Source organism: Paraburkholderia sp. BR10872 (genome assembly GCF_040965835.1).
GTDB classification, from domain to species: Bacteria; Pseudomonadota; Gammaproteobacteria; order Burkholderiales; family Burkholderiaceae; genus Paraburkholderia; species Paraburkholderia nodosa_A.
The window spans coordinates 24,236-36,056 of the sequence record NZ_JBFRCN010000047.1; the positions used below are offsets into that span (position 1 = coordinate 24,236).

An 11,821-nucleotide genomic window follows, 5' to 3' on the forward strand; every position below is an offset into this window, starting at 1 on the left:
AAGGGAGCGCCATGACAACCCCGACTTCACCCCTGGCCACGCCGATCGCACAGCGGCTCGTTTTCGATCTGGTGCGCGGAGAGGTCCGTGACCATGATCGCCGCTACCTGCTGATGCGCCCCGATGTCCTCATGGGCATGCTGCAGTTGCTGGATGACACCGCGCGGGCGCAAGCGCTGTGCGCCTTCGCCGACTCTACGGCCCGGCACGGCAAGCGCAGCATTCTCGCCTATCTCGACGGCCTGCCCGGCCGCGGGGCGGGCGACGGCAATGCGCTGCTCGATCTGATCTGCGAAACCTCGCCCGCCCTCGGCTGGGGGCGGTGGGACTTCGAGCGCAGCGGCGATGGTCTGGTTCTCAATGTTTTCAACAGCCCCTTTGCCGCGGGCTACGGGTCGGCGTCCCAGCCGGTCTGCGCGCCGATCGCAGGCATGTTCCGCACCGTCGCCGCGATTGTATTGGGGCAACCGGTGCGGGTGCAGGAAACCGTGTGCGCCGCCGTGCACCCGCATGCCACTTGCCGTTTTGTCGCCCGCCCGGCACTGGCGAGCAACGAGGAAGGAGACTTGACATGACCCGCTACCGGGACGATGCCGGCGCCATCCGCGCGCTGGTGCAGGAAGACCGCGTGCACCGCGACGTCTACCTCAGCGAGGAATTGTTCCGCCTCGAGCAGGAACGCTTGTTCCAGCGCAGCTGGAATTACGTCGGCCACGAAAGCCAGGTGCCCGAACCGGGCGACTACTACACCACGGAGATCGCCGGCCAGCCTCTGATCCTGGTGCGCCAGCCGGACCGCAACCTGCGGGTGCTGATGAACCGCTGTGCCCACAAAGGTGCGCGACTCGTTTGCCAGGTGCAAGGCAACACCGGCAAATTCTTTCGTTGTCCATACCACGCGTGGGCCTACAAGACCGATGGCGCCTTGCTGGCCGTGCCGCTGAAGACTGGCTATGAACATACCCGCACGCACGCCTGCGAGTCCGAAGCTGGCCTGGTGGCGCCACGCATGGCGGTGCATCGCGGTTTCGTCTTCACTTGTTTGTCGGCGGACGGCCCGGAGTTTTCGGATTACCTCGGTCCCGTGCTGACGGTGCTCGACAGCCTCGCCGACCGCTCCCCCATGGGCGAACTGCAAATTGCCGGCGGCTGCCTGCGCAGCGTGATGCGGTGCAACTGGAAGATGTACCTCGAGAACGTCAATGATTCGGTGCACCCGGTTTCCACGCACGAGTCGGTCTCGGCGACGGCCAGGTCGGTGCAGGATACGCAGCCGGCCGATGCGCCGGAGTCGATAGCCCTGCAGCAACTGCTGCCATTCGGCTCGGGCTATGACTTCTTCACGAGAACTGGCGCGCGTATCTATCCGAACGGGCACAGCGTGCTGGGGATCCACGCCAGCATCCATTCGGAATACGAGATTCCGGTGGACTACCGGCAGACGCTGGAGGCGGCCCATGGCGCGCAGCGAACAGCTGAAATTCTCGGCTTCGCGCCGCAGAACGTGGTCCTGTTTCCGTCACTCGCGCTCAAGGGATCGCCGCAGACGCTGCGTGTGATCAAGCCGCTGGGCGTGGACCGTACGCTGGTCGAGGTCTGGGCGCTGGCACCCAAAGGAGCGCCGCAGGTGCTACTGGAGCGCACGCTGACCTACAACCGGCTGACGTTCTCGCCGATGTCGGTGGTGGCACATGACGACATCCATATTTTCGAGGGCGTCCAGAGATCGCTAGCCGCCCAGGGCAATCCATGGATCAGCCTGCATCGTGAGTACCGCGACGGCGAACAGCTGGAGCCGGAGCAGGAGGTGAGCGGCACTAACGAACTGCTGATGCGCAACCAGTTCCGCGCGTGGGCGACGCTGATGACGGCGGATGCGAAAGGAGCATCGGCATGACTGGCTCCGACGCAACGATCGAACTGGTGGTCGACGAAGTGATTCCGCTGACCGGCACCATCACCGAGTTCCGTCTGCGGGATCCGGCGGGCAGGGCGCTGCCGGGGTACACCGCGGGCGCCCATCTGCGCGTGCGGGTCGCGCCTGGCGGCACCGCGGACTGGCGGCATTACTCGTTGATCAACGGCACGGTGGGCGCCACGCTGGCGCCTGAGGTCTACCGCATCGCCGTGCGGCGCGAAGACAATGGTCTGGGCGGCTCTCGCTGGATGCACACCATGCTGAAGCCTGGCAGCCGGTTGCTGACCAGCCAGCCGCGCAACGCCTTTGTGCTCGACGTGGATGCCGAAGACGCCGTGCTGATTGCCGGTGGCATCGGGGTCACGCCCATTGTGTCGATGGCGGCCGCGTTGGCGGGCGCCGGGCGGCGCTACCGCGTGCACTACAGCGCCCGCGACACCCGCCAGCTAGCATTTGCGCAGGAACTGCGCGGCATCGCCGGCGCGCACCTATCGCTTTACGCCGACGAGGGCGTACTGCCGGTGCTGGATATCGCGGCACTGTTGCAAGGCTTGCGTCCCGGCCAGCCCCTCTACGTCTGTGGCCCGGCGGGGATGATCGACGCGGTGCTGGCCCAGGCGTACGCGCGCGGGTGGGCTCGTGAGGACATTCATTTCGAGCGGTTTGCCGCGCCGCCTGCCGCGGCGTCCGACACCGGCTTTGAAGTCGAGCTGCGCCAGTCGGGTCGCACGCTCAAGGTGGCGGCCGGGGAATCGATTCTTGACGCCATGCTGGAGGCGGGCCTCGACCCGCTTTACGACTGCAAGCGCGGTGAATGCGGGCTGTGCCGGACGACGGTGCTGGAAGGGGCACTCGATCACCGCGACTATTGCCTCAGTGAGTCGGAACGGCAGGCAGGCAATGTGATGCAAATCTGCGTGTCGCGCGCCGGCTGCGGGCGGCTGGTGCTCGATGCATGAAGGGGAGCGAGAACATCATGGGTCAATACCGGGACAATCCGGAAGCCCTGCGCCGACTGGTGCAGGACGAGCAGGTCCATCGGGACGTCTATCTCGATGAGGAGGTCTTCGCGCTGGAAATGGAGCGGCTCTGGTCACGGGCGTGGGTGTACGTCGGTCACGACAGCCAGGTGCCGCAAGCCGGCGACTTCATCACGGCGGACATCGCGGGGCAGCCCGTCATCATGGTGCGGCAGCCCGATGGCACGGTGAAAGTCCTGCGCAACCGGTGCGCACACAAGGGCGCCCGGCTAGTTTCGCAGGCCAGCGGGAATGTCGGTCGCTTCTTCCGTTGCCCGTATCACGCGTGGACGTACAAGACGGATGGCGCGCTGCTGTCGATACCGCTGCGGCGAGGCTACGAGGGCACCAGCCTGGATGCCTGCCCCGCGAGCCAGGGCATGGGGGCGTTGCGGCACGTGGCGAGCTATCGCGGTTTTGTGTTTGCCCGCCTGGCTGACGACGGTCCGGAGTTTCACGCGTACTTTGGCGAGGCGCTGACGTCCATCGACAACATGGCCGATCGCGCGCCGGAGGGCGAGCTTGAAGTCGCGGGGGGCGTACTGCGCTACACCCACGACTGCAACTGGAAGATGTTCATCGAGAACCTGAACGACACCATGCACCCCATGGTGGCGCACGAGTCGTCTGCGGGCACGGCAAGACAGCTGTGGGCCGGCAAGCCGCAAGACGAGCCCCTGCCGATGGCGATCGAACAGCTGGTGCCCTTCACATCGGGCTATGCGTTCTCCGACGAGATGGGCGTGAGGGTGTTCGCCAACGGGCACAGTTACACGGGAGTCGGCACGGTGTCATTGCATGCCAATTATGTCCGCATGCCCGAATACGAGGAGCGCATGGCCGAGGTCTATGGTGTGACACGTGCCGCGGAGATCCTCGCAACGGTGCGGCACAACACCGTCTTCTATCCGAGCCTGACCATCAAGGGCGCCATTCAGGCGATCCGCGTAGTGCGGCCGGTGGCGCCCGGCAAGACGATCGTGGAATCGTGGACTTTCCGCCCCAAGGGTGCGCCGGAGGACCTGTTGCGCCGTACGCTGATGTACACGCGACTGATCAACTCGCCGATGTCCGTAGTCGGCCACGACGACCTGCACGCCTACCGCGCGATGCAGGAAGGGTTGCGTGCGGGCGGCAATGAGTGGGTGAGCCTGCACCGCAACTTCGATGCCTCCGAAGTCGGGCAGGAGGACACCACCGCCAACGGCACCAGCGAAATCTCCATGCGCAATCAGTTCCGCGCATGGGCCCGATACATGTCACCGGAAATCCAGTCAGGAGATAAAACAAAATGAGCCAGCCCCAACTCACGACGCCGCCCGCGCGGGATGACCTGATCGCCTTCGTCTATGAAGAAGCACGGCTGATCGACGACAAACGCTTCGACGATTGGCTCGCGCTCTTCGCGGACGACGGCCGCTACTGGATTCCGCTCGTGCCGGGCCAGCAGGATGGCATTAACCACGCGTCGCTGATGTACGAAGACCGCCTGCTGCTTCAACTGCGCATCGAGCGCATGCGCAGCCCGCGTGCTTTCTCCCTGCAGCCGGAAAGCCGTTGCCTGCACGTGCTGCAGTGTCCGGAAGTGGTGGCGCAGGACCACGAGAGCGGTACGTACCTCACGCGCACCCGCTACATCTACGTGGAGACTCGCGGCGAGGAACAGCAGGTTTATGCCTGTACGGCCGAGCACACCCTTGTGCTGCGCGACGGCATGCTGAAGGTGCGGCAGAAACGGGTCAACCTGCTGAACTGCGACGCCGCATTGCCCTCGGTCCAGCTTTTTATGTAGAGCTACCGGCGGCGCGCGGCGCGCCGCTGAATACCCAGTCTGCTTCTGTCGCGGTAAGCGCAAGAGTCGGTCAGTTCAAATACGATACGTATTCCTTCTTCAGCCAGTTAAATCATGGCGGAATCGATATTGTGTCACCCGTTGCCTCGTGCGAGAATTATGTAATCCAGATTAATTTCGATCGACCGTGATGCTAAAAATCGCTGCGAAATGGTTCGAGTGCAAGCAGTTAGACGACGACGTCTATCTGTTCTGGGAGCCACATGTGATTCCCTTGTTCCGGTGCAACATCTGGTACGTGCGTGGCCGTGATCGCGATCTGATTATCGATTCTGGAATGGGCTTTTCGAGCCTCAAGGAGGCCGGCAAGCACCTGTTTGGCAAACGCACGGCAGTGATCGCGACGCACGCGCATCTCGATCACGTGGGCAATCTTCACGAGTTCGACGAATGCATGGTCCATCGGCTCGAGGCGCCGGGGCTGCGTAATCCGCAATGGTCATATACGCTCGCGGACGACCGCTTCAATCCCGAGTACTTCAAGAGTGCATTTGCCGATTTCCCTTACGAGGGCTCCGTGGTGGATGCGTTGCCGCACGCGGGATATGAACTCGCGAGCTGGCACATCAAGCCAGCTCATGTGACACGCGAACTCGTCGACGGCGACATCATCGATACCGGCGACCGGCATTTCGAGGTGCTGCATCTGCCGGGGCATTCACCGGGCAGCATCGGCCTTTGGGAAGCGCGTACACAAACGCTATTTTCGGGGGATGCGATCTATGATGGCCCGTTGATCGACGACCTTCATCACTCGTCGGTGCCGGATTACGTGAAGACCATGCAGCGTCTCGCGCGTTTGCCAGTCAAGGTCGTCCACGGCGGCCATGACGCGAGCTTCAGCAGGGAGCGGCTCCTCGAACTCGTTGGTACGTATCTCAAGCGCATCGGTGCGTGAGCGGGGGGCGCCGCATGCCGGCGCTCGCTTCGATGCCGCTCAGAAGGCGTAAATGAACTGCATGGCGAACAAGTCATTCGCCTTGGCATACGATCCATCATTGCGGAGGAAGACCCGGTTGTTTGCCCAATCGTGCCGATACTCGACCTTCACCGTAATCTGCTGCGTCGGATAGAAGAGCAGATTCAGCGCAACGTCCTGACGAACCGCCCCCTTGCATTCGAATCCGAGGCCGCCGTTTGCCTTCGAGTTTGCCAGGCAGTCCGCGCCAATGCCAAAGCCGTTGTAAGGGTCCATGCCGTTGCCGTTCAGGAATATGCCCCCACCCCCACCACCGTTCTGGCTATTGACGAGGAAGTCGTAGCGCGCGGTGGCGCCCATGCGACCAACGACCGGCATCGAGAACTTGCGGTGTGCCAGCAATGACAAGCCATACCACTGTGCATTGCCGCCATTGAACGCGGCGCGTTGCTGCGTGCCATAGTCGGCCTCGGCATTGAACTGCGCATCGGCAAGCGTGTAAGTGGCGTCGAGCTCGCCGAATATGAAGTATCCGCCCGAACTCGATGCCTGGCCGCCCGCTCCATAAACGGTGCGGCCTGTCACCGGATCGTGGGCGCTCGGCAACGTCTGCCGGCCGATGGTGAACGAGCCACCGGTGTCGAGCGCCGTGGACCACGTATAGTCCGCTCGCGCGGCGAAGCTCGGCACGCGGTTGCTTGTCGTGACAGGGTCGCCAAGCGCATTCTGTCCTGTCTGCGTGACGGCGCCGTAGGTCCGGGCCTGTTCATTGCCGAGCATGAACTTCCAGGACCAGTTGCTGGCTTGGGGCGTGTAATTGAGGCCGACGCCGACGTAGGCTGCCGGGTCCGAGAAGTCATAGAGCAGGTTATGGGTCAGAGTCAGCGTTTGCGTGGACAGCTGATATTCATATCCGCCGAACGCGCTCATCAGTCCGGCAAGGAAGGTCGTCGTGCCCGACACCGGCACGGTGACGAATGCCGTGTTGAGAATGTTGTTGCCAATGTTGCCATGCTCGTTTGCCAGCAGCGAAATGCCATTGCCCCGATTGGGCATCAGCGAGAATTCGGCCGATGGCGCCATGGGGCCGACACCGAACGTCTTCTTGATGTTGAGGTAGACGTCGCCGATCGTGCCGTTGAAGTACGTATAGGATGACTCGTGATTCGCGAAGAGAAACGACGAGGTCCTGGCGGCCCGGTTATAGACGTACGCGGGATCGATATATCCGGTCACCGAAAGTCCGGCGAGCGGTCCCGAGGTGGCGGCATCGGAGAGCGAGTCGACTTTCAGCTGCTGGCTCGCGAGCTGCTGCTTCATGTCGGCGACGTCGTCGTTGGTCAGCCTTGCAGGCGCGTTTCCGTAGCCGGATGCCGACGCATCGACGATTTGTGGCGCGTTTGCAGCGGGCGGTTTTGCGGCGAGTTCGGCCTTCAGCGACTCCACTTCCTTCTGCAGCGCCTTGAGTTCTTGCTGCAGTCCTTCGATCCGCGCGGAGATCGGATCGGCTGTCGCGAGACACGGGACGGTGCCGCTCACGAACAGGCAGATCAGTTTCCATCGCATAGGAAGTCTCCTTACTGTGTGGCCTTTTAAAGGGCAAAGCGAGTCCCTATCCGGGCCCAAATCGGTTGGCGTCGGGGGGAGTGGTGCAGCCGCCCGCCAAGGCTTGCCGGCGAAGCGGCAAGCCATCAGTCAGTTCGCGACGGTGTCGTCGGGGGGCTGAAGTGCTGTTATGGCGCCGTGCTGCCGCCGTGTGACAGGCGCGACCTTAGCGGCCGTCCTTCAGCTGCGACCAAAGACGCGTTTCCAGACGCTTGATTGCCGCGGGCAGCGGCTGTTGCATGAACAGCGTTGCAAGGACCTCGGGCTTTGGATAAACCATTGGGTCGTCGAGCAGCTCGGGTTTGACGAACTTCGAAGCGGCGCTGTCGGCGTTGGGGTAGTAAATCGTGTTGGTTATCGCTGCGTGAACTTCAGGCCGCTCGATGTAGTTGATCCACTTGAGCGCCGCTTCCGGATGAGGCGCGTCCTTCGGGATCGCCATCATCTGGAACGAGACCGGCGCACCGCTCTTCGGTATGACGTACGCCAGCACGATATCTTTGTGTGCCTCGCGCACGCGGCTCGCAGCCATCTTGACGTCGCCCGACCAACTCACCCCGAAGCAGATGTCCCCGCCGGCGAGGTCATTGATCCATGAATAAAGGGCGAATTGCGTCACATAAGGGCGAATGCTCTTCAGCAATTCATAGGCGGCCTGATAATCAGCCGGATTGTGACTGTTCGGATCCTTGCCGAGATAGTGCAGGGCGATGGAAAACATGTCGGTCGGCGAGTCGAGCAGCGAGACGCCGCAGCTCTTCAACTTGCTCAGGTATTCCGGCTTGAACAGGACGTCCCAGTTGTCGAGCGCGACGGAGGGCCCGAGTGCCTTGCGCGCCTGGCTGACGTTGTACGCGAGACCGGTCGTGCCCCATGCCCAGGGCACGCCGTATTGATGACCCGGGTCGGCCGCGTCGGTCAGCTTCAACAGTTGCGGATCCAGGTTGGCAAGGTTCGGCAGCCTGGACTTGTCCAGCTTCAGGTAGATCCCCGCGGCCGCTTGCGCGCCGAGGTAGCTCGACGAAGGCACGACGATGTCGTAGCCAGACGAACCGGTAAGCAGCTTCGCCTGCAACGTATCGTCGCTATCGAACACGTCGTAGCGGACGTGGATGCCGGTCTCCTTCTCGAAGTTTGGTACGGTATCCTTAGCGATAAAATCGTCCCAGTTATAGACGTTGAGCATGTTCTCGTCTGCGAGCGCTGTCGTCGCGAATGCACAACAGGTGAGCAAGGCGAGCGCTATCCGTAAATTCGGTGCTGGCATGATGTCTCCGATAGGGTCTATGGTCGTTATAGTGAGTTGGCGCGTTCAGGGGTGGGGTTGCTTGCGCATGAGGAACAGAATGTCGGCCGCGAGATGCGCGGCCGCGAGCGCGGTGACATCGCTCTGATCGTAGGACGGCGCCACTTCCACGACGTCGGCGCCGACAAGCTGAATCCCGTCCAGCTCGCGCACGATCTCCAGTGCCTGCGCCGAGGAGAGTCCGCCCGCGACGGGCGTGCCGGTGCCCGGGGCGAAGGCAGGATCGAGACAGTCGATATCGAAGGTCAGATACACGGGGGCATCGCCTACCACCTCGAAAATCCGGTCGACCACAGCTGCTGTGCCGTGACGATGCACCCAGGGGGCATCGAGTACGCGTACACCCATGAAGTCGCTGTTCCAGGTCCGGATGCCGACCTGAACCGACCGCGCCGGATCGATCAGGCCTTCGCGGATCGCCTTGTAGAACATCGTGCCGTGATTGAGCGAATCCGCGTGCTCGTCGGGCCATGTATCGCAATGCGCGTCGAAATGAATCAGCCCGAGGGGGCGGCCGAAACGTTCGACGTGTGCGATCAACAGAGGGTATGTGATGTAGTGGTCGCCGCCCAGCGTCAGCATCTTGGCCCCTGAGGCGAGGATAGTGCGGGCGTGGGCCGCAATGGCATCGCGGATCGTCCACGGCCGATGCGCATCGAACCAGCAGTCGCCATAGTCGATCACGTTCAGTGCGTCGAGCGGCGCAAGGCCCCATGGATAAATGCCCAACTCCGCCAGTTGTACCGAGGCCGCACGCACGGCAGCGGGGCCGAGGCGCGCGCCGGGGCGGTAGGTGGTTGCAAGGTCGAGCGGCACACCGGAAATGGCAACGTCGACGCCGATGAGATCACGGCTATAGGGGCGACGCAAGAATGACAGCGGTCCGGCGTAGGTCGGCGAAGCGGGGTCTTGCTGCTGCGGGGAACGATTGGTTGCTTGCGCGGAGTCGGTGGCGAATGGGTCTTTTTGCAAGGCGGAGGTCATGATCTCGGTATGTAAGGTGCCAGTAAATCGATTCATACGACTTGTCGTCTTTTCAGACGGAATTCCATAAACGCTATGATTCGCCGGACACAATTGATATAAAAGCGAAGGATTTTTCTGGAACGATCGATTTCGTTCATACCTCGATGCGAAGACTTCCACCTCTCCAGGCATTGCTGGCCTTCGATTCGGCGGCCCGACTGGGCTCGTTCACACGTGCGGCTCAGGAGCTGTCGCTGACCCAGTCCGCGATTAGCCATCAGATCCTCCAACTCGAGGAATGGACCGGGCAATCTCTCTTTTTGCGTGTGGGCCGGGGCGTCGTGTTGACCGCGGCCGGCAAGCTGTTTGCGCAGACAGTGGCCGGCGCGCTCGCGCTGCTGAGCGACGGCCGCGAGAGGATCGAGCCGTATGGCAACCCCGATTCGGTGCTGCTCTATTGCCCGCCGGAATTTGCCTCGGGCTGGCTGATTCCGCGCATGGACGAACTGACGGCCGCGATGCCGAACGTCGAGATCTGGCTGGTGACCGATATGGAGGTCACCGAGATCGACCGCGTCGACATCGATCTCGTGATATCGGCCAAGCCGATCAAGTCGCCGGATGTCGAATGCCTGCTGCTGATGGAGCAAGAAAAAGTGGCGATCTGCGGACCCGAGACTGCGAGCCGGCTGTATCACGCGCCGTTTCCCGAGGTGCTGGCGCGTGCACCGCTGCTCGTGCACGAACAATCACAGGAATGGGCACCCTGGTTGCCCGACCTGCGGCGCAGCGGTCTGCAAACCCGGCGCGTCATGACGAGTGCCGATCCGCATTTGCTCGTGGCGGCTGCGCAGCGGGAGGCCGGCATTGCCATGGTCTCGCAGCTGTTCGCGAGCGAAGCGCTGGCGCAACAGCGCGTATGCCGACTGCCACAGGTGCCAGGGGTTGCAATGCCGCCTCTGTGGCTCATGAAATCGAAGCTGCCCGCGCGCTCGACGGCGGTCGAGCCCGCCTTCCGATGGATTGCATCGGCATGCGGTGCCTGCGTCGATAAGCACCGCGGCGCGCGAGATCAACAGATCGATGCACGTTTTCCGCGTTCATCTTGACCATCGGAAAATCTGTGGTATCGTTCCCAAATCAAAATCGATAAGCGAACAGGAGACCAGCCATGGAGTCCCTCAACGGACGCAGGCCGACCGTCATCGACGTAGCGAAGCGTGCAGGGGTCTCCAAAAGTACTGCGGCACGGGTGCTGTCGGACGCGCCTAACATTTCCGCTTCGGCGAGAGAGCAGGTGCTGCTGGCTGCGAAAGCGCTGGGCTACACACGTAATGAACTGGCGGTCAGCATGCGTTCGGGCCGCAGCGGCATGCTGGGGCTTGTCTTGCCGGACATCGCGAATCCGTTTTGGGGCGAGGTTGCGCGGGGTGCACAGGATCGGGCCGCGGATGCAGGGGTTTCCATCCTGATTTTTTCGTCCAACTGGAGCGCGGAAAAGGAAAGGATGCATTTGAGCACCATGATGCAGGCGCGTGTCGATGGCGCGATCATTAATCCAGTCGCCGACGAACTCGGCGATCTCGAGCGCTTTGGATTGCCTTGCATCATGATTGGATCGAGCGCGGAGCGGTTTCCCGACAGTGCTTCGATTGGCTCGGACATTGCACAAGGCGTGGCTCTGGGCATGGATTACCTGCGCTCCCAAGGCCATCTTCGGCCCGCCCTCATCGTCGGACAGCGCACCCGCCTTGCCCGTGCGCGGTTTTTGCGCGCGGTACACGAACATTGCATCAAGCATGACATCGATCCCGTCACCCTGCCCGTGGAAGACGCCGACTACACGACGGAAGGCGGCGCACTCGCTATGCGACGTTTGCTGGAGCGGCATGAGGGCGGACATCTATGTGTGTTCGCCGCAAACGACCTCATGGCGCTCGGGGCGATGGGCGCCGTTCGAGAGACGGGTTTGCATTGTCCACAAGATGTGTCGATTCTTGGCTTCGACGGCATTCAAGCGGGCGCATTCGCGTGGCCAGGACTCACAACGATAGAAAAGCCCGCTCGTCAGATCGGCGCCGAGGCCGTCGCGCAACTCCTCAAACGCGATGTCGAGGCAGCCCAAGGCTCGCGGATTTATCTGCCATGCACGTTAACTGAACGTGGATCGATCGCCGATCTGCGTCGCAAATTGATGCGCGACTCCGTGGCATCAGGGGAGAGGCGCTAAGTCGCG

The 11,821-nt window shown here is 62.4% G+C and carries 11 protein-coding genes; 8 read left to right on the forward strand and 3 right to left on the reverse strand.

Going from position 1 to position 11,821, the window contains the following annotated elements:
* Positions 1-11 precede the first annotated feature (11 nt).
* The 6 genes from AB4Y43_RS29700 to AB4Y43_RS29725 all read left to right on the forward strand — a co-directional run bounded on the left by AB4Y43_RS29700 (position 12) and on the right by AB4Y43_RS29725 (position 5,687).
* Entirely contained in the window at positions 12-575 is a 564-nt protein-coding gene (locus tag AB4Y43_RS29700) for a V4R domain-containing protein (protein WP_368729421.1), read from the forward strand.
* The gene (locus AB4Y43_RS29705) at positions 572-1,897 is read left to right on the forward strand and encodes a Rieske 2Fe-2S domain-containing protein (protein WP_368729422.1); all 1,326 of its coding nucleotides are present in this window, start codon (positions 572-574) and stop codon (positions 1,895-1,897) included. Before AB4Y43_RS29700 ends, AB4Y43_RS29705 begins: the two co-directional genes overlap by 4 nt.
* Positions 1,894-2,877, forward strand: coding sequence for a 2Fe-2S iron-sulfur cluster-binding protein (locus AB4Y43_RS29710; RefSeq protein ID WP_368729423.1), 984 nt, complete (start codon positions 1,894-1,896; stop codon positions 2,875-2,877). Before AB4Y43_RS29705 ends, AB4Y43_RS29710 begins: the two co-directional genes overlap by 4 nt.
* A gap of 17 nt (positions 2,878-2,894) precedes the next feature.
* The gene (locus tag AB4Y43_RS29715; protein WP_368729443.1) at positions 2,895-4,232 is read left to right on the forward strand and encodes an aromatic ring-hydroxylating dioxygenase subunit alpha; all 1,338 of its coding nucleotides are present in this window, start codon (positions 2,895-2,897) and stop codon (positions 4,230-4,232) included.
* The gene (locus AB4Y43_RS29720; RefSeq protein ID WP_342949974.1) at positions 4,229-4,729 is read left to right on the forward strand and encodes an aromatic-ring-hydroxylating dioxygenase subunit beta; all 501 of its coding nucleotides are present in this window, start codon (positions 4,229-4,231) and stop codon (positions 4,727-4,729) included. The genes AB4Y43_RS29715 and AB4Y43_RS29720 overlap by 4 nt, the downstream gene beginning before the upstream one ends.
* A 190-nt stretch (positions 4,730-4,919) precedes the next feature.
* Positions 4,920-5,687, forward strand: a complete 768-nt coding sequence (locus AB4Y43_RS29725) for an MBL fold metallo-hydrolase (RefSeq protein ID WP_368729424.1) — start codon at positions 4,920-4,922, stop codon at positions 5,685-5,687.
* A 39-nt stretch (positions 5,688-5,726) separates the two neighbouring features.
* Here the strand turns inward: AB4Y43_RS29725 and AB4Y43_RS29730 are convergent, their stop codons facing one another.
* The 3 genes from AB4Y43_RS29730 to speB all read right to left on the reverse strand — a co-directional run bounded on the left by AB4Y43_RS29730 (position 5,727) and on the right by speB (position 9,639).
* Positions 5,727-7,274 (reverse strand): DUF3138 family protein, encoded by a 1,548-nt coding sequence (locus AB4Y43_RS29730; protein WP_368729444.1) that lies wholly within the window; start codon positions 7,272-7,274, stop codon positions 5,727-5,729.
* 205 nt (positions 7,275-7,479) lie between these two features.
* Complete coding sequence (locus AB4Y43_RS29735; protein WP_368619777.1) at positions 7,480-8,499, reverse strand: polyamine ABC transporter substrate-binding protein; 1,020 nt, start codon at positions 8,497-8,499, stop codon at positions 7,480-7,482.
* A 126-nt stretch (positions 8,500-8,625) separates the two neighbouring features.
* Positions 8,626-9,639, reverse strand: a complete 1,014-nt coding sequence (gene speB, locus AB4Y43_RS29740) for an agmatinase (RefSeq protein ID WP_368606089.1) — start codon at positions 9,637-9,639, stop codon at positions 8,626-8,628.
* 5 nt (positions 9,640-9,644) lie between these two features.
* Between speB and AB4Y43_RS29745 the strand changes: the two genes are divergently transcribed.
* Together AB4Y43_RS29745 and AB4Y43_RS29750 are read left to right on the forward strand one after the other, a co-directional pair.
* A complete protein-coding gene (locus AB4Y43_RS29745; RefSeq protein WP_342949978.1) occupies positions 9,645-10,694 on the forward strand; it encodes a LysR family transcriptional regulator in 1,050 nt (349 codons plus the stop codon).
* A 62-nt stretch (positions 10,695-10,756) separates the two neighbouring features.
* Complete coding sequence (locus tag AB4Y43_RS29750; protein WP_342949979.1) at positions 10,757-11,815, forward strand: LacI family DNA-binding transcriptional regulator; 1,059 nt, start codon at positions 10,757-10,759, stop codon at positions 11,813-11,815.
* The last annotated feature ends 6 nt before the right edge of the window (positions 11,816-11,821 follow it).